Here is a 24280-nt window from a genome sequence, read left to right as displayed (position 1 = left end):
GCCTCCGCTGAACCGCGCATCGCTAGCATGGGCGCCATGGCAGATTCCTCGTTCGACATCGTCAGCAAGGTCGACAAGATGGAGGCGGACAACGCCGTCAACCAGGCGCAGAAGGAAGTGGCGCAGCGCTACGACTTCAAGGGCGTCGGCGCATCGATCGAGTGGAGCGGCGAGAAGCTGCTGCTGAAGGCCAGCGCCGAGGAGCGCGTGAAGGCCGTGCTCGAGGTGCTCGAGTCGAAGATGATCAAGCGCGGCATCAGCCTGCGCAGCCTCGACACCGGCGAGCCCTATGCCAGCGGCAAGGAGTTCCGCATCGAGGTGGGGCTGAAGAACGGCATCTCGAGCGATGACGCGAAGAAGGTCTCCAAGATCATCCGCGACGAGGGCCCGAAGAGCGTGAAGGCGCAGATCCAGGGCGACGAGCTGCGAGTCACCTCGAAGAGCCGCGACGACCTGCAAGCCACGATGGCGCTGCTGAAGGGCAAAGATCTGGACATCGCGCTGCAGTTCGTGAACTTCCGCTGAGGCCGCGATGCCCGGCGACGTGACGATCAGCGGGGCCGGAGCCTGGGTCGTGCTGATCGCCAGCGTGCTGGTGCTGGTGCTCATCGTGACGATCGCGCTCGTCTCGCTGGTCGTCGTGCCGCGCAACCGCCGGCCGCAGAGCGCGCTGGCCTGGCTGCTGCTGATCTACATCCTGCCGCTCATCGGCTTCCTGCTTTTCCTGATGCTCGGCTCCCGCCGGCTGCCGAAGCGGCGACGGAAGCAGCAGGAGGAGATCAACCGGTACATCCTCGAGACGACCGAGGGCATGGACCGGGTGAGTCAGGACGGCGCGTGGCCGCCGTGGCTTCAGCCGATCGTCGAGCTCAACCGCAACCTGGGCGCGATGCCGCTCGTCGGCGGAAACGCCGCGACCGTGTTCACCGACTACAGCGCGTCGATCGCGGCGATGACGGAGGCGGTGCAGCAGGCCGAGCGCTCGGTGTACGTCGAGTTCTACATCATGTCGGTCGACGACGAGACCGAGCCGTTCTTCGCCGCGCTCGACGACGCGGTGCGGCGCGGCGTCACCGTACGGGTGCTGTACGACCATGTCGCGTCGCTGCGGGTGCGCGGCTACCGGCGGATGCGCCGACGGCTGGACGCCATCGGCGCTCAGCACCACCCGATGCTGCCGCTCAAGCCGTTCAGCGGGCAGTGGCAGCGCCCGGATCTCCGCAACCACCGCAAGTTCCTCATCGTCGACGGCTCAATCGGCTTCACCGGCTCGCAGAACCTCATCGAGCGCGGCTACGGCCGGCGGCGGCGGCTCGACGGCTCACGCCTCGCCTGGAAGGAGCTGATGGTGCGCTTCGAGGGGCCCATCGTGGCGGGCATCGAGGCGCTGTTCGCTACCGACTGGTACAGCGAGACCGACGAGCTCCTGCTGCGCGAGACGGTGATCCCGCTCGAGATCGACCCGGCCGAGGGGCTCGACGCGCAGGTGGTGCCGAGCGGTCCCGCCTTCGAGGGCGAGAACAACCTGCGCCTGTTCAACTCGCTCGTCTACGCCGCGCAGCACCAGATCCAGATCTGCTCGCCCTACTTCGTGCCGGACGAATCGATGCGGTACGCGATCACGACCGCCGCGCAGAGCGGGCTCGACGTGCAGCTCTTCGTCTCGGAGATCGGAGATCAGACGCTCGTCTTCCACGCCCAGCGCTCGTACTACGAGGAGCTGCTGCGGGCCGGGGTGCGCATCTGGCTCTACCGGTCGCCGACGATCCTGCACGCCAAGCACTTCACGATCGACGACCAGGTCGCCATCATCGGCTCGAGCAACATGGACATGCGGTCGTTCAGCCTCAACCTGGAGGTGTCGGTGATGGTGCGCGGGGCATCCATCATCAGGGAGCTGCGGGCGATCGAGCAGTCGTACCGCGAGAACTCGCGCGAGCTCACCCTCGACGCCTGGCTGCACCGCCCGGCGCACATGCGCATCTTCGACGACCTGGCGCGGGTCACCGCGACTGTTCAGTAGGGAGGACAGGGATGACGCAGAAGACGCTGCCGACGGACATTCCCGTCGAGGAGTTCCTCGCGACGCTCGACGCGCGCCGCAGCGCGGAGGGCGCCGAGCTCGTCGCGCTGTTCCGCGAGGTCACCGGAGCAGAGCCGGTCATGTGGGGCCCGTCGATGATCGGCTTCGGGCAGTATGCGTACCGGTACGCCAGCGGGCACGAAGGCGTCTGGCCGCGCGCCGCCTTCTCGCCGCGGAAGGCGAAGCTGTCGCTCTACGGCCTGCAGACGCATCCGGATGCGGGGCCGCTGCTCGACCGCCTCGGCCCTCACACCTCCGGGGTCGACTGCGTGTACGCCACCCGGCTCGACCGCCTCGACCTCGCGGTGCTGCGCGAGCTCGTGGCGCTGTCGTGGCAGGTGACGGCCGCCGACGCCGTCTGAGCGCTCCCGGCGCCGCACCCGACTCTCCACTCGGCACTCCTTCCACAACAACAGAACGGGTGAATTGAGCTCACGCGCTCCGTGGTTGCGGAAGGAGCAGGAACGGACACAAGGCCCCCGCAGGGGCGCCGGGGCGCAGCGTCCCGCCCCTGTGGAGACGCACCATCCCTCCCCCGCCCTGGCGCGCGGGGTCGAGACGGAGGCTCGCCGTCGAAGACGGTCGGAGAGGAGGGCGCGGCTGGTACTGCTCCGCCGAGGTGCCCGCCGAGGTGCGCGAGGCATGGAGGCACGGCGGCCCACTCGCGTGCGGCAGCGCACTGCAGTGGTACGGAGTCCTCCCGCTGAGCGGAGATGACGCGGCCGTGCACATCTGCCTCCCCCGGCATACCCACCGCCGTGGCGTCGAGACGCGCGCGCCCTGAGGTGAAGCGCTAGTCGCGCGAGATGCGGATCATCTCGTCGCGCGGGACGACCTTGATGCGCTCGCGGCCCTGAGGGGCGCCGAGGGCGACCTCGTGGGCGTCGAGGCGGTGCCAGCCCTCGAGATCGGTCCACAGCACGCCGCGCGACTGCAGCAGGTCGACGACGGCCTGCTCGTCCGGCTCGGCCGGGTTCCACCACGAGGCCTGGTCGGTCACCAGGTGCTGGATGGTCTCCATGGCGTCGCTCTTGGTGTGGCCGATGAGGCCGACCGGGCCGCGCTTGATCCAGCCGGTCGCGTAGACGCCCGACATGACGCTGTTGTCGTCCGCGAGCACCTGGCCCTCGTGGTTCGGGATCACGCCGTGGCGGTCGTCGAAGGGGATGCCGTCGAGCGGCGAGCCGAAGTAGCCGACGGCTCGGTAGAGCGCCTGCACGGCGACCTCGCGCACCTCCCCGGTGCCACGCACGCCGCCCTGGCCATCCGGCTCGGTGCGCTCGTACCGGAATGCCGCGACGCGGCCGTCGGCGTCCGTCACGACCTCGAGCGGCTTCGCGTAGAAGTGCAGGTGCAGGCGGCGCGAGGCCTGCCCGGTCTGGCGCTGGCGCCACTGGGTGAAGATGCGGTCGATGACCGTGATCTGCTTGTTCGACTCGATCGCCCGCTGCGAGGCCTCGTCGTAGTCGAAGTCCTCCTCGTGCACGATCATGTCGACGTCGCGCAGCTCGCCGAGCTCGCGCAGCTCGAGCGGGGTGAACTTCACCTGCATCGGACCACGTCGGCCGAACACGTGCACATCGGTCACCGGCGACGCCTGGAGGCCGTCGTAGACGTTGTCGGGAACCTCCGTCGGCAGCAGGTCGACCGGGTGCTTGACGAGCATCCGCGCGACATCGAGGGCGACGTTGCCGTTGCCGATGACGGCGACCGACGAGGCATCCAACGGCCACGTGCGGGGAACGTCCGGGTGGCCGTCGTACCAGCTGACGAAGTCGGCCGCGCCGTAGCTGCCGTGCGCGTCGATTCCGGGGATGCTGAGCTCCGCATCCCGAATCGCCCCCGTCGCGAAGATGACCGCGTTGTAGTGGCGCTTCAGATCGTCGAGCGTGATGTCGACCCCGTAGCGCACATTGCCGAAGATGCGGATGTCGCCCGAGTCGAGAACCTCGCGCAGCGCGTTGATGATGCCCTTGATGCGCGGGTGGTCGGGGGCGACCCCGTAGCGCACGAGCCCGTACGGCGCGGGCAGCTGCTCGAACAGGTCGATCGAGACGTCGAACGACCGCTCGTGCTTGAGGAGGATGTCGGCGGCGTAGATGCCGGCGGGGCCGGCGCCCACGATGGCGAGCCTGAGCTTGGTCATCGGCGTGCGGTTCTTTCTCTGATCGGGATGAGGTGCGCGGCGCGGCGCGCGGGGTGGTGGCGGGGCGCCCCGAGCGGCTCGGAGGGCGACCCGGTGGGAACGACTCAGGTGCTGCGCTCGACCACGGCTTCGGCGAACTTGGTGAGCGCCAGCTTGACGGGGCCCTCCGGCAGGGGCGCGAGGGCCGCGACCGCCTCGGCGGCCCAGCGGCGCGCCTCGTCGAGGGTCTCGGCGGTGACGGCGTGCGCGCGGAGCTCGGCGATGGCCTCCGCGAGCTCCGGGTCGTCGGGATCCGCCCCGACGCTGCGCTCGATGCGGGCGAGGAGCGCGGCGGCCTCCTGGTCGGTGAGCGCGGCACGACGCAGAAACAGCAGGGGCAGTGTCGCCACCCCGCTGCGCAGGTCGGTGCCCTGCGCCTTGCCGGTCTCCTCCGGCTCGGCCAGGTCGATGACGTCGTCGATGAGCTGGAAGGCGACGCCGATCTTCTCGCCGAAGGCGACGACCGGGGCCGAGAGCTCCTCCGGCGCCTTGGAGAAGATGACGCCCATGTGGGCGGCGGCGGCGATCAGCGAGCCGGTCTTGTCGGCGAGCACCTGCAGGTAGTGCTCGATCGGGTCATCCCCCGGCCGGGGGCCGATCGTCTCGTGCAGCTGGCCGAGACAGAGTCGCTCGAAGGTGTCGGCCTGCAGCTTGATCGCGCCCTCGCCGAGCCCGGCCACGAGCTTGCTCGCGCGCGCGAAGAGCAGATCGCCCGTGAGGATTGCGACCGAGTTGCCCCACACGTTCTGCGCGCTCGGCACGCCGCGGCGCATCTCCGCCTCGTCCATGACGTCGTCGTGGTACAGCGAGGCCAGGTGGGTGATCTCGACGGCCTGCGCCGCGGTGATGACGGCGGGGTTGTTGCCCTCGCCGAGCTGCGCGGTGAGCAGAGTCAGCACCGGACGGATGCGCTTGCCTCCCGCCTCGAGCAGGTAGCGCGAGGTGACGTCGGCCATGTCGTCGGCGAAGGCGACCTCGCGCAGCAGGCCCTCCTCGACCTCGGCGAGGCCGGTCTCGATCGCGTCGGCGAAGCGGCGCTCCTCGCTGGAGGCGAACAGCTTCTCGCCGAGTCCGAGCGACGCGCTGAGCGTCTTGCTGCGGCGGGCGAGCGGAGGGAGGCGGGTCAACGGTCTGCCGATCTGTCTGCGGAGGATGCGGGCTCAGTGCGCGGTGCTGTCGGGCGTGCGGCCGCGGTGGAGGGCGACGACACCGAAGGTCAGGTTGCGGTAGCCGACGCGCTCGAAGCCGGCCTCCCGGAGCCACTGGGCGAGCTCCGGCTGCGCGGGCCACTCGCGAATCGACTCGAACAGGTAGGTGTAGGCATCCGGATTCGAGCTCGCCGCCCCCGCGATGAGCGGCATCACGTGCCGCAGGTAGGCGTGGTACCCGGCCCGCAGCACCCCGAGGGGCGGGCGGGAGAACTCGCAGATGACGACACGGCCGCCCGGCTTGAGCACGCGGTGCATCTCCGCGAGGGCGACCTGCGGATGCTGCACATTGCGGAGCCCGAAGCTGATCGTGACCGCGTCGAACTCGCCGTCGGCGAAGGGCAGCTTCTCGGCGTCGCCCTGCACGAACATGAGGTCGGGGTGGCGCTTGCGCCCCTCCTCGACCATGCCGGGAGAGAAGTCGAGGGCGATCACCTCGGCCCCGCTCTTGGCCAGCGCGGCCGAGCTGGTGCCCGTGCCGGCGGCGATGTCGAGCACGCGCTCGCCCTTCTGCGGGTCGACCGCGCGCACGGTCGCGATGCGCCACAGCGCGGCGTTGCCCACGGAGAGCACGGCATTCGTGCGGTCGTAGCCGCGGGCGACGCCGTCGAACATCGCCGCGACGTCGCGCGGGCTCTTCGACAGGTCGGCTCTCGTCACACCCCGAGTCTAGTGAGCGGCGCCCGCGGGTTCGCCGGGAGCCGCCTGGGGGACTGTCGGGTGCCGAGTACCCTGGCGATGTGCCTGCCCCTGTCGCGCCCGTCGCCGCGCTGCGGGCGGTGACCGTCGAGGTCGCCGATCCCGAGATCCTGCTGGCGCATGCCGACCCTCTCGCGCCGCTCGTGGCCCTGCGCCGCGGTGACGGCATCGTCGGTCTCGGCGAGCGCCTGCGCCTCACCTTCTCAGGCCCCGACCGCCTGCGCGCAGCGGCCGCCGACTGGCGCGCGATCGCGCAGGCCGCCAGCGTCGACGATGCCGTGCACCGCCCCGGCTCGGGACTGGTCGCCCTCGGATCGTTCGCCTTCGCCGACGACTCGGCCGAGCACAGCGTGCTCGTCGTCCCCGAGGTGATCGTCGGCCGGCACGCCGGGGTCAGCTGGGTGACGAGCATCACCCCCGCCGACGCGCCGACGGGGGTCACCGGCACCGCGCTGCTGCCCGATCCCCGGCCGTTCGGCGCGCGCCCGCGGGCGACCCTCGCCGCGGCGTCGCTGAGCCGCGAGCAGTTCACGGCGGTCGTCGGTCGGGCCGTCGCGGCGATCCGCGAGGGGCGGGTCGAGAAGGTGGTGATCGCGCGCGATGCGACGGCGAGCATCCCGCCCGATGCCGACCGGCGGGCGCTGCTGCGCGACCTCGCCGATCGCTACCCCGACTGCGTGACCTTCGCCGTCGACGGGCTGCTGGGCGCGAGCCCCGAGACGCTGATCAGCGTGCACGCCGGTGAGGGCTCGGCGCGCGTGCTCGCCGGCAGCACCGCCCGCGGCGCGAGCAGCGCCGACGATGCGGCCGCCGCCGCCCGGCTGGCCACGAGCCCCAAAGACCTCGACGAGCACGCGTTCGCGGTGCAGAGCGTGCTCGACGCGCTGCGTCCGCACGCCCGTGCGGTGATGGCGAGCGAGCTGCCGTTCACGCTGAAGCTGCCCAACCTCTGGCACCTGGCCACCGACGTCGAGGTGCAGCTGGGGGCGGGAGCCAGTGCGCTCGACGTCGTGGCGGCCCTGCACCCGACGGCGGCCGTCGCGGGCTCTCCGACGGATGCGGCGCTCGCGCTCATCGCCGAGCTCGAGCCCTTCGACCGCGGCCGCTACGCCGGGCCGGTCGGCTGGATCGACCAGGACGGCGACGGCGAGTGGGTGATCGCGCTGCGGTGCGCACGCATCGACGGCGACGGGACGCTCACGGCGTACGCGGGGGCCGGCATCGTCGCCGACTCGGATCCGGAATCGGAGCTCGCCGAGACGCGCATGAAATTCCGGCCGATCGCGGACTCACTGCGGTGATCGCACGGCGCATCGCTCGCGTCTTGACCGTCGAACTGCCCGCACCGCCACGACAAGGATGGCAGCGGCCAGGACGTACACGAGCGTGCTTGCCGCGATGAACTCGACATCATTGATGGGAGAAACTGGTGGCTGGTAGAGCGGCCGAACATCGGCGCGGACTCCATCCGGTTCCACGGTGATCCACGACTCGAGCGGCCCGATCGACGATGAGAACTCGGCGTAGATGAACCACAGGGCATCGTCGTCGGCAAGATTGAGCGAGCCGCGAACCACACCGGGCTCGTCACCCGGCAGCTGGTGCGTCGCGGTAATGATCTCACCCGCACGTCGGGCGACGATGCGCTCGAGCCGAATTGGCGCGCTCGAGGTGACGGGCTCGACCGTGACAAGTACCTGCGACCCTCGACGCTCAACGGTCATGCTGATCTCTCCACGATCGGTGCCCTGGCCGGGATCGTGGGCGAACGCTGGCGCAGCGTCGACGCCGACCGATGTCGCAACCAGCATGATCACTCCCGCTGCGACGGACGTTCTTCCTGAACGGTGAGCGATGAGGAGCCATCCGATCGCCACCACAAGAAGGACAACCGCAGAGGGGAGGACTGACTCGGCAGCCACGCTACTGAGGCCCGTGACCGACGCCGCTAGCTGGATGAGCGTCAGGGCGATCGTGGCAAGAGCCCGCTTCGTGCCCGCTCGCACCCGCGGCAGGTCGAGGACCACGAGTCCGAGTAGCGCGAGCGGCACGTCGACCGCCGGCCAATTCCACCACGTCAGAACTCCCCAAATGACCGCTCTCTCGAGAATCACGCCAAGAACGACCAGCGTCATGATGCGGGTACCGCTCATTGTGCCGTCGACCACCCACGCGGCGAACAGCGCGGCGACGACGACGATGGGGAGATACAGCAGTTCCGAGAATTGCGGCACCCGAGAGTCGTACTCCATCACGGGCAGCATGGCGGCGCTTACAAGCACAACCCCCAGTAACACACCGTTCAGCCGAGATCTGCCGACTTCGCCTCTGCTGATCGCAAAACCTACTACCAGCACCAGACTTCCGATGACTCCGAGAAGGTGCGGAGGGGACCAGAGAACCGAATCACGCCCAAAGTATTCGTGCCAGACCACATCGAGCACCGCGGAGCCAGCAATGACTGCGAGCGCCACTGCAGCGAGCCTCAATGCTAGGTTCCGAAATGCTGACGCAACTGAACGGTGGACGATCAGAATCGTCAATGCCCACGCCCCCACGGCCACCGCAGCGAGGGCGATACTCGCGTACAGCAGGAGGTGAGGAGCGGCAAACGTACTATCTCGCCCGAGATGAGTATGCCACGCGCCATCCCAGTAAGTCGCGGCGACTGCCATCACGCCGGCGACGACTGCCAGCCACCGCACGGTTATCGGCGCAGTTAACTCTCGCCCATTGCGAGAGGACGGCGGGGGGCTTGCGTTCGTCATCGTGGCACGATGGTACCCCAGGGGGGTACCATCGTGCCAGCAAGTCGCGAGCCGTTGGCACCACCGCGGGGAGCGGCAGGCGTTAGTTGTTCCGGGTTTTCGGCTTTCGACTAGCGACTACACCACCGAGGACCAACAGCAGCATGGCCATCGGGTACCCGACGGCAAGGTCGAGCCACAGTGGAGGCTGTTCGGGCCCGAACGCCTCCAGGTGCGTCAGCCAGTGGACGACCGCCATAATCCCCCCCGCCACCATGATGACCTGGCCGACGCGCAGGTACAGTCGGCGGCGAGTGTAATCGTCCATCGTCTTCCGCGGCCACGGACGCGCGATTCTCATGATCGTCCGCCTCCCGCCGCACTCGAAGAACTGCGATCTTCTGGGGCCGCCGCGTGGAGAACCGCGCCTGTTCTCTCAAGCCGCCGTGCGAGCGCAAGCGCGATGAACGCCACGCCGACCAATGCCGCGAGCGCGGCGGTCACGACGTTGACCTTGATGCCGAGCACCTCGAACTCGGTCGGGTCGAGACGGAACGTGTTGAACCAGGCCCTTCCAACTCCGTACCAGAGGAGATAAAGTCCCAGCGCAAGGCCTCGGGGGACGTCCGACGCTCGGCTGCGTCGCCACAGCCGTTCGGCGACCACTATGACCGCGAAGCCGACAACATTCCAGAGCATCTCGTAGAGAAACAGTGGGTGGAAGAGCGTTCCGTCTGGCGTCCCTGGGGGGATCGCGGCGTTACGCGGGTCTACGTGGAGCCCCCAGGGCAATGTGGTCGCCGTTCCGAACAGTTCTTGATTGACGAAGTTGCCCATCCGTCCGATTGCCTGAGCGAGAAGGAGCCCGGGGACGAGAGCATCGGCCGCGTCGATGAATCTGACGCCTTCTTGACGCGAACCGATCCACACGCCGATGGATCCGGCGAGAACGGCGCCGAAGATGGCGATACCCCCTTCCCAGATCGCGAAGACCTTCCACAGGTCTGCCCCCTCGAAGAAGTAGTCGGTGGGGTGGGTGAGAACGTGATAGAAGCGGGCTCCGATGATGCCGAAGGGCACGGCCCACAGTGCGATCGTCAGAGCTGCTTCCTGGGGAAGCTCTCGTCGTCGAAGACGGCGGGTCATGATGATGACCGCGACCGCCATCCCCAACAGGATGAAGAGAGCGTAGAAGCGAATCTCGACGAACCCCAGATCGAGCGAGTTGACGTCCGGACTGTATAGCCCGTATTCGAGTGGTTTGATACGAAAGATCACGAAAAGCTCCGATGTATCCAGTGGCGTCGTGGTTGCCACGAGCCGAGATGGTGCGGCCGAACTGCTGACCGCCGGAAGTGGTGAGCGGGACCGGGCTTGGTCCGGTTCCTGCTACGAGGGCCGAGAAGCGAAGCGTCGCTGGAATGCGGTGGACTGCGGACGCCGTCGATGCTGGCGCGTGATCAGCGCACGCAGACAGACAAGGACATCAGGTCGGGCCGAAGCCAGGGCATTCTCGTCGAGTCCGGTATCGAGAACCCCGCCCGCGCCGGTTGCGATCCGTCCGGCTTGTCGGCGAAGGAGCGGAGACTCACGGCCGCGACCAGTGAAAGTGCAGAACCCGCCGTTCCGGCTAGTTCAGAGTCGGGGCAGGGCTCCGTGAGCGACCCTCCCGGAGGCGCGACGGCCGGGCTAGAGGGCCTCGACTCGACGGCGACGCTTCCGGGCGAATCGACCCGGGCGGTCGAGTCATCCACAAGAGGAATGCCTGCCGAGGCCGCGGCGGGGAACCCGGTTCCGGCGATTAGTGCACAGGTGACGATGATGAAGGTGCCCAGGGCCGCGACAACACCGCGAACGATGAGCTCGCGACTGGAGGGCACCATGAAGCCCGAGCCGTCCTGACGTCGCATGAGTCTGATCATAGCGAGCCGTCGAACCTGTCGTGGCGAAGCCCTAGGACCCGGCCAGGCGCTCGTGCTCCACATCAACGTCGAAATCCGCCGCCGGCCACTGGGGGTCGAGGGCGCGGAGCTCGCGCAGCAGGAGGTGCTGGACGGCGAGCCGAGCGAACCACTTGCGGTCGGCCGGCACGACGAACCAGGGCGCGTGGTCGGCGTCGGTCTCGGCGATGGCACGCTCGTAGGCCTCCATGTACGTCGGCCAGAGCATCCGCTCATCGACGTCGCCGGGGTTGTACTTCCAGTGCTTGTCCGCGCGGTCGAGGCGCTCCTGGAGGCGCTCCTTCTGCTCGTCGGGCGAGATGTGGAGCATGACCTTGATGACCCGCGTGCCGTCGTCGACGAGTCGGCGCTCGAAGTCGCGGATCTCGCCGTAGCGGCGCTCGATCTCGTCGGCGGGGGCGAGCTCGCGGACGCGAGCGATGAGGACGTCCTCGTAGTGCGAGCGGTCGAAGACGCCGATCATGCCGGGGCCGGGCAGACGGCGCTCGATGCGGGCGAGGAAGTGCTCGGCGAGCTCCTCCGGCGTGGGCTTCTTGAAGGCGGCGAGGGCAACGCCCTGCGGGTCGACGGCGCCGACGACGTGGCGGAGGATGCCGCCCTTGCCCGCGGTGTCCATCGCCTGGAGGACGAGGAGGATGCGCCGCTCGTCGCCCGCGCGGCTCGCGGCGAAGAGCTTCTCCTGCAGGGCGCCGAGCTCGTCGGCGCCGGCGGCGAGCGCCGCCTCGCCCGCGGCCTTGTCGCCGTCGAAGCCGGGGGTCGCACGGGTGTCGAGGTCGGCGAGGCGCACGTCGGCGCCGGCGCGCAGCAGCTGATCCATGCGGCGACGCTACGCGGCTCGCGGTCCCCGCGTCGAGCATCCTCACGATGTGGAGGAGTGACGTAATCGGATTTCGTCACTCCTCTGCATCGTGAGCGCAGCAGACGGCGAAGGACCTTGAGCGCCTACGGCTCGAGGGGCACGTGCACGAGCAGCAGGCGCTCGCGCGCCGTGAGGGCGTCGTCGAGCTCGGCGCGCGTCGTGACGCGGCGGTACTCCCACCCGCCAGCGGCGGCGAGCGCCGCGAAGTCGACGGCTACGGGCGTGCGCATGACGCGCGCGAAGTCGTCGGCATCGGCCGTCGCGGCGACCTCGAGCGAGTCGAAGATCGTTCCCCCGCCGTCGTCGCCGACGAACACGTGCAGCGAGACGTCGTCGGGCAGCGGAACGAGCAGGGCTCCCGCGTCGTGCACCGCGGCGAGATCGCCGAGCAGCACGCGCACGACGCCGTGGCGCTCCGAGCGGCGGGCGGCGAGCGCGATGCCGGCCGCGGTCGAGATCGTCCCGTCGATGCCGGCGAGGCCGCGATTGGCGTGCACGGGGATCCTCTTGCCGGGCACGATGCGGTCGGCCTCGCGGATGAGGCGCGACGCCCCCAGCACGAGGCGGTCGTGCGGCCAGGTGGATGCCCAGAGCGCGCGGGCGAGCATCCGCCGGTCGACGGGGGCGCGCAGGATCGCCATCTCGGCGCGAGCGAAGGCGGCGCGCACGCTCGGGTCCTCCGAGACCGCCGCGCCGAGGTCGGGAGCGGGGTCGTCGGGCGCCTCCGACTCGAGGACGGCGCGCGACATCGCGACCCAGCCGCCCACCCAGCGTCGAACGACCGCGGGGTCGGGGGTGCCGTGCACGCGGACGCCGTCGACGATGCGCCCGCGTCTGCCGGGGTCGTAGGCCTCGACGCCCGGGGTGCGGATGACGATCGCCTCGACGTCGGGCCGCTGCAGCAGCGCGGGCACCTCGCGGCTCAGCGTGGGGTGGCCGACGACGATCGCGCGGGCGACGGCGTCGCCGTGCGGGCCGCGCAGGACCTCCCGGTAGGCCGCGACGACGTGCCGACCGAAGCGCGACTCGCTCGCGACCTCGGCGATGAGCGGGGCGCCGAGCTTCTCGGCGAGCTCCGTCGCGAGCGGCCCGGCGCCGGTGCCCGCGATGACAACGGTCGCGTCGTCGGGCTCGAGGTCGAGCACGACGCGGTCGCGCCGATCGCCCGGTGCGGCTTCGTCGACGGCGGCCCCGGCGGCCGGATGCTCGCCCGCGGCGAGGTCGGCGGGAAGCTCCACGGCTCCGCTGAGCGGCTCGCGGTAGGCGAGGTTCACGTGCACCGGGCCCTCCGCCGCGGCGCGGACGGCGAGCTCGGCCAGGTCGCCCGCGTCGTCGACCTCGTGGGCCGCCCCGACGGGAGCCGCGACATCCCAGTCGGCCCGCACGAGGTCGCCGAAGATGCCCGGCTGCACGGTCGTCTGGTTGCTGCCGATGCCCCGCAGCTCGGCAGGGCGGTCGGCGGTCAGCACGATCAGGGGCACGCCCGAGTGGTGCGCCTCGAGCACGGCGGGGTGCAGATTGGCGACGGCGGTTCCCGAGGTGCAGACGATCGCGACCGGGCGGCCGGTCTCGACCGCGAGGCCGAGCGCGGTGAACCCGGCGACGCGCTCGTCGATCCGCACGTGCAGGTGCAGGTGCCCGGCGCGGGCGAGCGCGGCGGCGGCGAGGGCCAGCGCCTGCGAGCGCGAGCCGGGGCTGAGCACGAGGTCGGTCACCCCGTGCCGGATCAGCCCGGCCAGCAGGGCCATCGCCGCGGCGCTCGCGGGCGATGGCGCGCTCTCCGCGGCCGGCGGCGTTGGCATCGCCGGACCCGGGTCAGCGCTCGGGGGCGGCGGGAGGGTCATCGTCGAGGTCTGCGAGCTCCTGCTCGAGGCGGCGCAGACGCTCATCCTGCTCGGCGCGCTTGGCGAGCTCCTCCGCCGAGAGCGTGCGCAGGAAGGTCGGGTCGTCGTCGGGCGCGATGGGCCGGGCGACGCCGCCGCGGCGGCGGGCCTTGCCGACCGCGAGCCACAGCACTCCGCCGATCACCGGCAGCAGCACGACGCCGATGGCCCAGACCGACTTCGGGAACGCCCGGACCCGCGCGCGCTCAGTCAGCAGCACGTCGACGAGCGTGTACACCGTGAAGGCGACAGCGACCACGACGAGCACGATCAGGAGGCGGGTCATGCTTCGAGTGTAGGCCTGGGCTTCTGGGCGGGCACCGAGAGGGCGCTCGTAGACTGATCGGGTGAGCCCCTGGATCCAGTACACACTGCTGCGCCTCGGCCTGTTCGGCGTCACCTTCGGAGTGCTGATGGCCATCCAGCTCGACTGGTGGTGGGCCGCCATCGTGGCCTCGATCATCGCCATGACCGTGTCGTACATCTTCTTCGGCACGCTGCGCGACGCCGTGGCGCTCGACCTCGCCGCGCGCCGCGAGAAGCCGGCTGCTGACCCGGATGCGGAGGCCGAGGACGCCGCCGCGGATCCGTCCTCCTCCTCACCGTCGTCCCCCACCCCGTAGACACGACGGCGCCCTTCCGGCCGTGATCGTGGTCACGGCCGGAAGGGCGCTCGGCGTCAGGACTCGCGGGAGACCGTCGGGATCGCTCCCGTGCGGCGGCGGATCTCGTCGGCCACCGCGATCGCATCGCCCTCGGGGGCGGTCGACCCGCGCTCGGGCCGCGCGATCAGCAGGTAGGCGAGACCCGTGACGGCCACGACGCCGAGGCCGATGAGCACCACCCAGTCGGTGAAGAAGTCGCCCGACGCGCCGGGCTGCGCGAGCAGGTACATCGCGAAGATGCCGTAGGCGAGCGCGAGCACGTTCACGATGAAGCCAGCGCGGCCCAGCGAGAACGGGCCGGCCGGGCGCCAGCCCTTGACGCGCTGGCGGAGCGCGCCGAGCACGACCATCTGGAACGCGACGTAGATGCCGAGCACGGCGAACGCGGTGACCGGAACGAGCAGGTCGGCGTTGATCCACACCAGAACGGCGATGATCGCCGGGATGGTGCAGGCGACGATCAGGGCGTTGGCGGGCACCTTGTTGCGCGGCGAGACCTTCGCCAGCCAGCGGTGGCCGGGCAGCATGCCGTCGCGGCCGAAGGCGAACAGGAGGCGGCTGGCCGCGGCCTGGAGGCTCAGCACGCACGAGATGAACGCGGTGACGGTGATGGCGAGGAAGACCTTCGCTCCGACCGGGCCGAGCGTGGCCTCGAGGATGCTCGGGATCGGGTCGGCATCGGCCCCGGAGACGATATCCTGCAGGTTCGGTGCCGCGAGCACGTAGCCGCTGAACGAGAACAGCGCGGAGACGCCACCGACGAGGATCGTCAGGATCATCGCGACCGGGATGCGGCGCGCGGGCTGCGCGACCTCCTCGGCGACATCGCCGCAGGCCTCGAACCCGTAGAAGAGGAACAGGCCGGCGAGCGCCGCACCGAAGAACGCGGCGAGGTACGTGCCGTCGCCCTCCACCCCCATCGAGTCGAAGAAGACGCTGAAGTCGTTGCGGCGCTGGAAGATCAGCAGGTAGAGCCCGAGGCCGATGACGCCGACGAGTTCAGCGGCGAGGCCGATGCGGGCCACGCGGGCGAGCCACTTGGTGCCCGAGAAGTTGATGCCCAGGGCGAGCAGCAGCAGCGCGAGGGTGATCAGCAGGTTCGAGGTCGCGTTCGACTCGATCCCGATGAGGCTGGCGGCGAAGCCCGCCCCGTACTCGGCCACAGCGGTGACCGTGACGATCATCGCCCAGATGTAGACCCATCCGGCGAGCCAGGCGTAGCGGCGGCCCCATAGGCGCCGGGCCCAGGGGTAGATGCCGCCGTGGATCGGGTACTGCGAGACGACCTCGCCGAAGACGAGGGCGACGAGCAGCTGCCCGGCGCCGACGATGAAGATCCACCAGATGGAGGGCGGCCCGCCGACGCTGAGCGACAGCGCGAAGAGCGAGTAGACGCCCACGATGGGCGAGAGGTACGTGAAGCCGAGGGCGAAGTTCGCCCAGAGGCTCATGGAGCGCTGGAAGGTGTCGTCGTATCCGAGCACCTCGAGGTGCTCGCCGTCGCCCAGCGTCGTCGGCTGGGGAGGTGTCTGGCTCATGGCTGCCTTTCGATCGTCATTGAACGGTACGCGCCGGCCTACTTGCGTAAAACCTGCATCAAGGCATTATTATGCACGAAACCGAACGGAAGAGGTGAGATCAATGTTGATCACCGGGATCAAGAGCCGCCCGGTCTATGACCAGCTCGTGCCGATGGCCAGCGGACTGCGGCATATCGCGGTCGCGCAGGGCAGCGGCGGCAAGCCCGTGCTCCGCCTCCTCGCGGAGATGACGGCCGGCCAGCGGGCGTCGACGACCGTCGTCTACTCCACAGAATCATTCACTGGCAACTCTTATTTGAGCGAACTCCAGGACCAGGACGACGTCGAGCTGCGGGTCGTGGCGACCAACAGCGAGGCCCTCCAGGCGCTCGACGACGTGCTGTCGACCGCCAACATGGGCACGCGCCTCTACCTCGCCGGCTCGGAGGGCTTCATCGGCACCGCCATGCAGGTCGCGAGCGCCTACGGTCTCGACCGCGACGAGATCCTCCGCGAGCACGCGGGCTCGTTCGTTCGCCGGGTCTGGTGCGCCCACTGCGACACGTACACCGAGAACGTGACCACGCGCGTCTTCCGCTGCCCCGGATGCGAGCTCGACCTCGTCGTCCGCGACCACTACTCCAGCCGGCTCGCCGCCTTCCAGGGCGTGAAGGCCGATGGCGAGGTGCCGGGAGAACTGCCCGAGATCGAGGAGCTGGACACATGACCACTGCCCACAACGGAACGCTCGCCCTCCGCGTCGACCGCATCGAGCCGGTGACGCCGGAGATCAATCGGTACACGCTCAGCGCGACCGACGGCGCGTGGCTGCCGCCCTTCTCGGGCGGAAGCCACCTGACGCTGCTCATCGACACCGAGAACGGCACCCGCCGCAACGCGTACTCGCTCATGAGCTCGCCCTACGACGCCAGCGTGTACCAGATCGCGGTGCGACGCATCGAGGATGGCAAGGGCGGATCGGTCGCGATGCACCGGCGCATCAGCGTCGGAGACGTCATCCCGGTCACGATCCCGGCGAACCTCTTCCCGCTGTCGAAGCACGCCCGGCACCACCTGTTCATCGCGGGCGGCGTCGGCATCACGCCGATCTTCGCCCAGCTCGAGGAGCTCAACCTCAAGGGCGGCTCGTTCGAGGTGCACCTGGCCGTGCGCGGTCCGGAGCACGCGACTCTGGGGCGCGAGCTGATCGAGCGCTACGGCGACCGCGTCACCCTCTACGGCGACGGCGAACGCGGCCGGATGGACATCGCGGCGGTGCTGGCCGAGCGTCCGCTCGGCACCCACGTGTACGTCTGCGGGCCCGCCCGCATGATCGACGACGTGGTTGACCGTGCCCACGAGCAGGGCTGGACCGACTCGCACATCCACTACGAGAAGTTCGAGGATGCCGGCTCGACGGGCGAGCCGTTCACCGTCACCCTCGCCAAGTCGGGAGCCGTGATCGAGGTCTCGCCCGAGCAGTCCCTGCTCGAAGCGGTCGAGGAGAGAGGGTTCAAGCTGCCCTACCTCTGCCGCGGCGGGGCGTGCGGCGAGTGCGAGACCGAGGTTCTGGAACTCGACGGCACTCTCGACCACCGGGACGACTGGCTCTCGGAGAAGGACCGCGCCTCGAACGCGATCATCATGCCCTGCGTCTCGCGGGCGACCTGCTCGAAACTCGTGATCAACGCCTAGGAGGCAGCCATGACCGACACCGCCGTTCCCCCCGCCTTCAAGGCCGACGAGACGTACACCCCCGAGGGGCAGTACACCTTCGCGAACTCGCGCGAGGGGGTGCGCCGCCTGCCATTCCCGTTCCCCGACGACGAGTACATGTACTCGATGAACCTCGAGCCGCACGTGCCCGCCGGCGACGGAGCCATGCGCGCGGCGTTCGACATCGACGAGCACTACATCTCGGAGTGCCGGCACCGCGTGCAGATGCTCGAGGAGATGCCCGGAGTGCACTACGTCGCGCTGCCGCACATGATGGAGGCGCAGTGGGACCTGCTCGAGCTGCTGTTCGAGTCGTACGCCCGCGACTATCCCGAGCACTTCACGCTCACCAAGAACGGCAACGAGTGGCACTGGCAGAACCGCCTGCTCGGCATCGACGACACCTTCACGTTCGGTGACCCGTCGACGCTCGAGCTCGAGCCGATGGAGTACGCGACCCGGCAGGCCCAGGGCGAGTTCGTGGTGCTCGAAGAGCGCGACGGCGATCTCGTGATCGGGGCGGGCATGACGACTCAGCGTGCCGACTACTCGCTGCGCTTCAACGTCGGGATGCGGTTCTTCGAGTTCCACGGACCGGTTCCGAAGCTGCACGAGATGGGCATCCTCGATCGCGCCCTGAAGTTCCTGCTGCGCATGAAGCCGGGCCACCCGGTGCGGCGCGTCAACTGGACGCTCACCGTCAACCCGCGCCTGGAGACCTCGGTCGAGACGCTGCCCGACTGGGCGCCCGACCGCGCGACGGTCACCGACGAGAACGCGGGCGACCTCGTGCACCTGCGCATCGAGCTGCAGCCGCTGCACCGACTGCCGCGCTCGAACGCGATCGTGTTCCCGGTGCGCACCTACCTGGTGAGCCTCGCCGAACTGGTCGAGCACGCGCCCGACTGGGCGAAGCGCCTGCACCGCGCGCTCGCGACCCTCGACCCGGCCCTCGTCGACTACAAGGGCCTCACCCGGTATCACGCGGCCGCCGTGAGCTGGCTCGCGCAGTACGACGACGGGGCCCCGCTCGCCGGCGGGTATCCCTGGGCCGACGGCGGCATCCAGCCGGGAGCCTGAGCCGCGACACTACGATTACCGACGAGCCGTCGTGTTCGGGGCCCCGTCTGACGGAGCGCCCCCGCAGAGGAACGACACCGGGGAGGGGAGCGGAATGGTGCAGGAGCACGGGCCGCTCCCCTTCTCCGACGAGGCGAGCCCCTCGGCAGGCGGCGCCGCCGTGGCGGAGCGCATCCTCTCCTCCATCTCACTCGGGCTCCTGACGGTCGGGGAGCGCCTGCCGCCGGAGGTCGAGCTCGCCCAGCAATTCGGCGTCGCCGTCAACACCCTCCGCAAGGGCCTGTCGGAGCTCCGCGACCGCGAGATCGTCGTGACCCGCCGTGGCCGCAGCGGCGGCACCTTCATCGTGCGCGCACCGTTCCCCTCCCCCGACGAGGTTCGGGAGCGTCTGCGGGAGTCGAGCCTGGTCGACCTGCGCGACCTGCGCGACGAGCAGGTCGCTGTCGGCTCGGCGATCGCGCGGCTCGCCGCCACCCGCGCCTGGGGCACCTCCATCGAGCGGCTGGCCGCGCTGGCCGCGCGCGTCACTCGCGCCGCGACCGCTGCCGAGGCGGCGAGCGCCGACAGCCGGTTCCACATCGAGCTCGCGGTGCTCGCGCAGTCGCCGCGCCTGCTGCGGGCGGAGGTGCGCATCCAGAGCGAGATGGCCCCCCTGCACTGGATCCTCTCCGACTTCGAGCAGACGCGCTCGGTCGTCGAATCCGACCATGAGAGCGTCATCCGCGCCGTCCGCGCGAACGACGGCACGGCCGCGGCGCTGGCGATGAGCGAGCATCTCCAGCACGATGGGGTGCGCATGATGGACGCCAAGCTCTCGATCGACCCCGACCTGTGAGAGACGCCCCGTGCACCGAGGAGCCCCATGAGCAGCGTTGAGTCGACCCCGACCCCGACCGCGAGCGCCGCGGTCGATGCGGTCGCGCAGTGGTTCGCGGCGCTGCATGCCGACCTCGAGGGCATGAACCGCGACATCGAGGCGATCCTGAGCTCCGCATCCGACCCCACCGCCGACGTGGCGCGCCTGGCGAAGGCGGGGCGCGATGGCATCAAGGACCGCGTTCGCGTGCTGCTGGGCGAGCGGCCGCGCGTCAACGGCGCGGGTCTGATCTTCTCGCGCTCGGCGCGCGGCGAAGGCAAAGGCGTCACCGAGTGGTGGGTGCGCGACGGTGATGGTGACGTGACCCGGTACCAGTTCGGGGTGAATCCCGGCGGCCAGCGCTTCTACGACTACGAGACTCTCGAGTGGTTCACGGTCTCGTTCACGACCGGGAGGCCGTGGTTGACCGGGCCGTACATCGACTACCTCGGGGTGGAGGAGTACATCGTCACCGCGACGGTGCGCGCCGAGGTGCACGGTCGCGCCGTCGGCGTGACGGGGCTCGACATGACGGTCGCCGAGCTCGAGCGCGAGCTGCTGCCGCTGCTGCGCCTCGCGCGGCGGCCGAGTGCCCTTCTCAACGCGCACGGCGGCGTACTGGTCAGCAGCACGAGCAGCTTCGCGCCGGGCGACCTCGTGACGGCTCCACCGGCAGGTTTCCTCCGCCTCCCGATTCCGGCGCTGGATGCGACGCTCTCGCTGCTCGTCGCGGACGCGCCGGCGGACGCTCGCTAGAACGCGATCGCGGCGGCGAGCCCGAGACCGGTGAGCAGCGCGGCGAGCGACGTCAGCTTCAGCGCGAGCACGAGCTCGCCCGGTGTCTTCGCGAGCAGCACGATGAGCGCGACCGGGGCTGTGATCAGCAGGGTGAAGAAGACCGCCGGAGCCCAGGTGTAGAGCAGGGCGAACGGCACGACCGCACCGTACGCGCCGGCCAGCAGCACGACGAAGACGATGCGGGCGGGCAGGTCGCCGACGCGCACGGCGAAGGTCTTCTTGCCAGCACGGGCGTCGAGTTCGCGGTCGCGGATGTTGTTGACGAGCATGATCGCCGCCGCGAAGAGGCCGGCGAGCGCCGCCGCGAACCAGGTCTCGAACGGAACCTGCTCGATCTGCACGTAGACGGTGCCGATCGTGGCGACGAGCCCGAAGAACAGGAAGGCGACGAGCTCGCCGAGCCCGAGGTAGCCATACGGCAGCTTCCCGCCCGTGTAGAACCAGGCGGCGACGATCGCGACGGCTCCGACGGCGAGCAGCCACCAGATGCCGGTCAGGACGACGATCGCGAGGCCTGCGGCAGCGGCGAGTCCGAAGAACACGAGCGCGACGGTGAGGACCGTGCGCGGTTTCGCGGCGCCCGAGCCGGTGAGACGGCTCGGCCCGACGCGCAGGGCATCCGTGCCCCGCACCCCGTCGGAGTAGTCGTTGGCGTAGTTGACGCCGATCTGCAGGAAGACGGCGACCGCCAGGCAGAGCAGCGCGAGCGCGAGGTTGTAGCCGAGGGTGACGTACGCGAGGGCGGTTCCGAGCGCGACGGGCACGATCGCGAGACTCAGGGTGCGCAGGCGGGCCCCGGCGATCCAGTCGCGCGCGGTCGCCTTCTGCACCTTGGCGGGGTTGCCGGATGCGGCGCTGACCCTGCTCGGATTCGTCCGCGTCGCGGCACCCCGCGCGGGCTTCTTCCTGGCCGTCTTCTTCGTCGTCTTCGCTGCCACGACCGCGAGTCTAGTCAGCGGCGGGCGGCTAGGAGCCGACCAGGCGCGCGAGCGCGAGGCGGTCGGGCTTGCCGCTCGGCAACAGCGGCAGGGCATCCACCGTCAGGATGCGGTCGGGCCGCGCCTCGGGGGCCAGCCGCGCACCGACTGCGCGCCGCAGCCCGTCGAGCTCGGGGCGTTGCGTGGTGACGACCACCGGCACCTCGCCCCACTCGGGGTGGTGCCCGGCGACGACGACCGCGTCGGCGAGGCCCGGCTGCTCGCGCACGATGCGCTCGACGTCGCCCAGCCGTACCTTGAGCCCTCCGGTGACGATGGTGTCGTCGAGGCGGCCGAGCACGCGCAGCACGCCCGTCCGCTCGTCGAGCTCGCCCGCGTCGTCGGTGCGGTAGCAGCGCTGGCCGTCGCGCTCGACGAACGCCGTCGCGGTGCGCTCCGGGTCGCCGAGGTAGTACTCGGCGAGGGTCGGGCCGCCGAGCTCGACGCGGCCGTCGACGATGCGCACCTCGGCCTGCCCGATCGCGCGTCCGTCGTAGACGACGCCGCCGCAGGTCTCGCTCGAACCGTAGGTGCGGGTGATGCGCCAGCCGAGGGCGCCGGCGCGCTCGATGAGCGGAGCGGGGGTCGCCTGACCGCCGACGAGGATCCGCTCGAATCCGCCGAGCGCGCGGCGCAGGTCGTCATCGGCCTCGGCCTCGTCGACGAGGCGGCTGAGCTGGGCGGGCACGAGGGCCGTGAACCGCCGCGGATGCTCCATCGCCGCGATCGCCGCCAGCACCGTGTCGCGGCGCAGGCGACCGGGTGCCACGACCACGGGCTCCGTGCCCGCGGCGATCGACCGCGCGAGCACGTTGCTACCCGCGATGTACTGCACCGGTAGCGCGAGCAGCCACTGCCCGGGGCCCTCGAGAGCGCCCTCAGTGGCGGCCGCGCTGGCGAGCACTGCGTCGGCGCTGAGCGCGACGCGCTTGGGCCGTCCGGTGGTGCCGCTCGTCTCGACGACGAGCGCGATGCGCTTCTCGACCTCGAGCGGCGCCGTGTGCACGGGGTTGACGCCTCCGCCGCGGAACAGCACCGCGGGTCCGACGCCCTCGAGCGCGTCGCGCAGGGCTCCCAGGCACGCGAGCGGGTCAGCGGTGTCGACGACGGCGAGCGGGCGGGTCACGCTGCCACGCTACCCCGCAGGCCCCAACTGTTCTCGCCAGATCTGGGCCTAACGGGCGCTTGCAGCGCTGCGTTGCGCCCACGTGGCCCAGATCTGGCAGCGGTCGGGCGCGGGGTCAAGAGCCGGCGACCGCCGCGGTGCGCACCATGAGCTGGTAGGGCAGCTGGCGCTGCTTGAGCTGGTTGACCGTGCCGACGACGAGCACGCCCGAGCGCGCATCCCGGTACCAGACGACGCCCGACGCGCCGGAGTGGCCCTGGAACTCGAACGAGCGGAAGCCCGTGAAGACGGCAGGGAGGCGAAAGCGCATGACGCCCGTGCCGTACTCGAGCGGCGAGAAGATGCGGTGCCAATCGATGAGCATCTCGTCGAGCAGCGCGGCATGGAACAGGCAGCCGTCGAAGAAGGCCTGCAGGAAGGTGACGCCGTCGCGCAGGGTGGAGACGACGCCGCCCTGCCCGCCGCACGAGGCGAGCAGCAGCGGCAGGCGCAGGTCGCGGTCGCCGTGGCGGATGACCGCCATCTCGTCGAAGCGGTCGAGCGTCTCGGTCGTGAAGACGTAGGTGCGGTCGAGCCCGAGCGGCTGGGTGATGCGCGCGCGCACCGATTCGGCGAACGGGCGGCCGTCGAGGCGCTCGACGACGCCGTCGAGCAGCTGGAAGCCCGTGTCGCTGTAGAGCCCGCGGCCGCGGCGGGCGGGGGTCATCGCGCGGGTCCACTCGATGACCTCGGCCTCGCCCCAGCCGAAGTCGCTCTGCAGGGCTCGCTCGAGAGTGGTCGGCCCGTCGGGGCGCGGGCCCTCGAAGTAGTCGGCGAGGCCCGCGGTGTGGCCCATCACCTCGCGCACGGTGATCTCGCCACTGACGTCGCGAGCTCTGCCGTCGCGAACACTGCCGTCGCGGCCCTTCTCGACCGCGAGGCCGCTCAGGTCGAGGTCGGGCAGGTAGCCGGCGATGGGGGCATCCCAGTCGAGGCGGCCCTCGTCGCGCAGCTGCGCGAGGCACACGACCGTGAAGAGCTTGCTGACGCTCGCGATGAAGAACGGCCGGTCGAGGTCGCCGTGCACGACATCGAGGCCCGGTTCGCCGTTCGTGGCGGGCGCGACGACGCGCCAGAGCACCTCGCCCGTGCGGGGGTCGGCCGCACTCCGCTCGATGAGGCGGTGGATGCGCTGCTCGCGTGTGCTCATGGCTCTCGCTGCTCCTGGCGGTGGTCGGGCGCTCACGCGCTCGTGTTTACGGCGTTAACATCTGCCGCTATGTCTAGCGCACCGATGTGTACACTGTCAACATGCCCGACCGCTCGCGCTACCACCACGGCGCCCTGCGCGACGCGCTCGTCGACGCGGGCGAGGCGCTCGCGCGCGCCGAGGGCCTCGAGGGCGTGACCGTGCGGCGCATCGCCGCCGCGTGCGGCGTGAGCGCCGCGGCCGTCTACCGGCACTTCCCGAGCGGTGACCACCTCATCGCGGCCGTCGCGCAACGGGCGCGCGAGATCATGGCGCGCGACATGTTCGCGCGGCTCGACGCCGCCGCCGACAAGCCCCCGATCGACCGGCTGCGCGAGGTCGGCGAGTCGTACATCGCCCTCGCCCTCGCCGAGCCGCGGCTGTTCTCGCTCGTGTCGATGCCCATGACGACCCCGCCCGATCGACCGGACGACCCGAACGCCGCCGACCTCGTGCGCGACATCGTGCTCGAGCTCGAGCCGCCGGGCGCGGTCGACGAGCAGCGCGTCGCGAGCCGCATGATGCTCGCGCAGGCGAGCGCGCACGGCCTCGCCGTGATCCTGCGCGACTTCGTTCCCGACGCTGGGGCACGCGCGATGCTCATCGCCGGGGTGCTCGACCGCGTGGGCGTGGGGCTCGAGGCCTGAGGTGATCGCGCCAGCATCCATCGGTCACTCGTTGCGGTCGCC

24 protein-coding genes are annotated in these 24280 nt (G+C 70.4%); 11 read left to right on the top strand and 13 right to left on the bottom strand.

Annotation, left to right across the window (positions count from 1 at the left end):
* The first annotated feature begins 36 nt into the window (after positions 1 to 36).
* From BJ959_RS09165 to BJ959_RS09155, 3 genes are read left to right on the top strand one after another with little or no spacing between them, the layout of a single operon-like run.
* Complete coding sequence (locus BJ959_RS09165; RefSeq protein WP_153982240.1) at positions 37 to 525, top strand: YajQ family cyclic di-GMP-binding protein; 489 nt, start codon at positions 37 to 39, stop codon at positions 523 to 525.
* A gap of 7 nt (positions 526 to 532) precedes the next feature.
* Positions 533 to 2023 (top strand): cardiolipin synthase, encoded by a 1491-nt coding sequence (gene cls, locus BJ959_RS09160; RefSeq protein ID WP_153982241.1) that lies wholly within the window; start codon positions 533 to 535, stop codon positions 2021 to 2023.
* 11 nt (positions 2024 to 2034) lie between these two features.
* Positions 2035 to 2445 carry a DUF1801 domain-containing protein gene (locus BJ959_RS09155; protein ID WP_153982242.1) on the top strand — a complete coding sequence of 137 codons (411 nt, stop codon included), beginning with the start codon at positions 2035 to 2037 and terminating at the stop codon, positions 2443 to 2445.
* 431 nt (positions 2446 to 2876) lie between these two features.
* On the opposite strand, the gene BJ959_RS09150 is transcribed toward BJ959_RS09155, so the two are convergent.
* From BJ959_RS09150 to BJ959_RS09140, 3 genes are all read right to left on the bottom strand, one after another.
* The gene (locus BJ959_RS09150) at positions 2877 to 4229 is read right to left on the bottom strand and encodes an FAD-dependent oxidoreductase (protein WP_153982243.1); all 1353 of its coding nucleotides are present in this window, start codon (positions 4227 to 4229) and stop codon (positions 2877 to 2879) included.
* A 104-nt stretch (positions 4230 to 4333) separates the two neighbouring features.
* The gene (locus tag BJ959_RS09145; RefSeq protein ID WP_153982244.1) at positions 4334 to 5395 is read right to left on the bottom strand and encodes a polyprenyl synthetase family protein; all 1062 of its coding nucleotides are present in this window, start codon (positions 5393 to 5395) and stop codon (positions 4334 to 4336) included.
* A 33-nt stretch (positions 5396 to 5428) separates the two neighbouring features.
* A complete protein-coding gene (locus BJ959_RS09140; protein ID WP_153982245.1) occupies positions 5429 to 6136 on the bottom strand; it encodes a demethylmenaquinone methyltransferase in 708 nt (235 codons plus the stop codon).
* 80 nt (positions 6137 to 6216) lie between these two features.
* Between BJ959_RS09140 and BJ959_RS09135 the strand changes: the two genes are divergently transcribed.
* On the top strand, positions 6217 to 7476 hold the full coding sequence (locus BJ959_RS09135) for an isochorismate synthase (RefSeq protein ID WP_341799935.1): 1260 nt from the start codon (positions 6217 to 6219) through the stop codon (positions 7474 to 7476).
* Here BJ959_RS09135 and BJ959_RS09130 read toward each other — a convergent pair.
* The 6 genes from BJ959_RS09130 to BJ959_RS09105 all read right to left on the bottom strand — a co-directional run bounded on the left by BJ959_RS09130 (position 7465) and on the right by BJ959_RS09105 (position 13911).
* A complete protein-coding gene (locus BJ959_RS09130; protein WP_153982246.1) occupies positions 7465 to 8649 on the bottom strand; it encodes a hypothetical protein in 1185 nt (394 codons plus the stop codon). The genes BJ959_RS09135 and BJ959_RS09130 overlap by 12 nt on opposite strands.
* Positions 8650 to 9025: 376 nt before the next feature.
* Complete coding sequence (locus BJ959_RS09125; protein WP_183321959.1) at positions 9026 to 9283, bottom strand: hypothetical protein; 258 nt, start codon at positions 9281 to 9283, stop codon at positions 9026 to 9028.
* Positions 9280 to 10239 carry a prolipoprotein diacylglyceryl transferase gene (gene lgt / locus BJ959_RS09120; protein WP_341799936.1) on the bottom strand — a complete coding sequence of 320 codons (960 nt, stop codon included), beginning with the start codon at positions 10237 to 10239 and terminating at the stop codon, positions 9280 to 9282. Before lgt ends, BJ959_RS09125 begins: the two co-directional genes overlap by 4 nt.
* Positions 10240 to 10875: 636 nt before the next feature.
* Complete coding sequence (locus tag BJ959_RS09115) at positions 10876 to 11700, bottom strand: PPK2 family polyphosphate kinase (RefSeq protein ID WP_153982247.1); 825 nt, start codon at positions 11698 to 11700, stop codon at positions 10876 to 10878.
* A 125-nt stretch (positions 11701 to 11825) separates the two neighbouring features.
* On the bottom strand, positions 11826 to 13544 hold the full coding sequence (gene menD, locus BJ959_RS09110) for a 2-succinyl-5-enolpyruvyl-6-hydroxy-3-cyclohexene-1-carboxylic-acid synthase (protein WP_153982248.1): 1719 nt from the start codon (positions 13542 to 13544) through the stop codon (positions 11826 to 11828).
* A gap of 13 nt (positions 13545 to 13557) precedes the next feature.
* A complete protein-coding gene (locus tag BJ959_RS09105; RefSeq protein WP_153982249.1) occupies positions 13558 to 13911 on the bottom strand; it encodes a PLD nuclease N-terminal domain-containing protein in 354 nt (117 codons plus the stop codon).
* 61 nt (positions 13912 to 13972) lie between these two features.
* Between BJ959_RS09105 and BJ959_RS09100 the strand changes: the two genes are divergently transcribed.
* On the top strand, positions 13973 to 14248 hold the full coding sequence (locus BJ959_RS09100; RefSeq protein ID WP_153982250.1) for a DUF4229 domain-containing protein: 276 nt from the start codon (positions 13973 to 13975) through the stop codon (positions 14246 to 14248).
* A 56-nt stretch (positions 14249 to 14304) separates the two neighbouring features.
* Here BJ959_RS09100 and BJ959_RS09095 read toward each other — a convergent pair whose 3' ends face one another.
* A complete protein-coding gene (locus BJ959_RS09095) occupies positions 14305 to 15828 on the bottom strand; it encodes an APC family permease (protein ID WP_153982251.1) in 1524 nt (507 codons plus the stop codon).
* A 103-nt stretch (positions 15829 to 15931) separates the two neighbouring features.
* On the opposite strand from BJ959_RS09095, the gene BJ959_RS09090 reads away from it, so the two are divergent.
* From BJ959_RS09090 to BJ959_RS09070, 5 genes are all read left to right on the top strand, one after another.
* Entirely contained in the window at positions 15932 to 16537 is a 606-nt protein-coding gene (locus tag BJ959_RS09090; RefSeq protein WP_153982252.1) for a dimethylamine monooxygenase subunit DmmA family protein, read from the top strand.
* Positions 16534 to 17505 (top strand): PDR/VanB family oxidoreductase, encoded by a 972-nt coding sequence (locus tag BJ959_RS09085; protein WP_153982253.1) that lies wholly within the window; start codon positions 16534 to 16536, stop codon positions 17503 to 17505. The genes BJ959_RS09090 and BJ959_RS09085 overlap by 4 nt, the downstream gene beginning before the upstream one ends.
* Before the next feature lie 9 nt (positions 17506 to 17514).
* The gene (locus tag BJ959_RS09080) at positions 17515 to 18606 is read left to right on the top strand and encodes a heme-dependent oxidative N-demethylase family protein (protein ID WP_153982254.1); all 1092 of its coding nucleotides are present in this window, start codon (positions 17515 to 17517) and stop codon (positions 18604 to 18606) included.
* Between the two features lie 94 nt (positions 18607 to 18700).
* A complete protein-coding gene (locus BJ959_RS09075; RefSeq protein WP_153982255.1) occupies positions 18701 to 19441 on the top strand; it encodes a FadR/GntR family transcriptional regulator in 741 nt (246 codons plus the stop codon).
* Between the two features lie 27 nt (positions 19442 to 19468).
* Entirely contained in the window at positions 19469 to 20218 is a 750-nt protein-coding gene (locus BJ959_RS09070; RefSeq protein WP_153982256.1) for a cache domain-containing protein, read from the top strand.
* On the opposite strand, the gene BJ959_RS09065 is transcribed toward BJ959_RS09070, so the two are convergent.
* The 3 genes from BJ959_RS09065 to BJ959_RS09055 form a co-directional block, all read right to left on the bottom strand.
* On the bottom strand, positions 20215 to 21198 hold the full coding sequence (locus BJ959_RS09065; RefSeq protein WP_341799937.1) for a 1,4-dihydroxy-2-naphthoate polyprenyltransferase: 984 nt from the start codon (positions 21196 to 21198) through the stop codon (positions 20215 to 20217). The two genes, BJ959_RS09070 and BJ959_RS09065, sit on opposite strands and share 4 nt — an antisense overlap.
* 28 nt (positions 21199 to 21226) lie before the next feature.
* Entirely contained in the window at positions 21227 to 22363 is a 1137-nt protein-coding gene (locus BJ959_RS09060) for an AMP-binding protein (RefSeq protein ID WP_341799938.1), read from the bottom strand.
* Positions 22364 to 22478: 115 nt separating this feature from the next.
* The gene (locus BJ959_RS09055) at positions 22479 to 23552 is read right to left on the bottom strand and encodes a serine hydrolase domain-containing protein (RefSeq protein ID WP_153982258.1); all 1074 of its coding nucleotides are present in this window, start codon (positions 23550 to 23552) and stop codon (positions 22479 to 22481) included.
* A 101-nt stretch (positions 23553 to 23653) separates the two neighbouring features.
* Here BJ959_RS09055 and BJ959_RS09050 point away from each other — a divergent pair, with 101 nt between their 5' ends.
* Positions 23654 to 24238, top strand: coding sequence for a TetR/AcrR family transcriptional regulator (locus tag BJ959_RS09050; RefSeq protein WP_153982259.1), 585 nt, complete (start codon positions 23654 to 23656; stop codon positions 24236 to 24238).
* The last annotated feature ends 42 nt before the right edge of the window (positions 24239 to 24280 follow it).

This window comes from Microcella frigidaquae (assembly GCF_014200395.1).
GTDB lineage: Bacteria > Actinomycetota > Actinomycetes > Actinomycetales > Microbacteriaceae > Microcella > Microcella frigidaquae.
The sequence above is the reverse complement of the archived record's forward strand: the minus strand, read 5'-3'. Positions and strand labels throughout refer to the sequence as shown.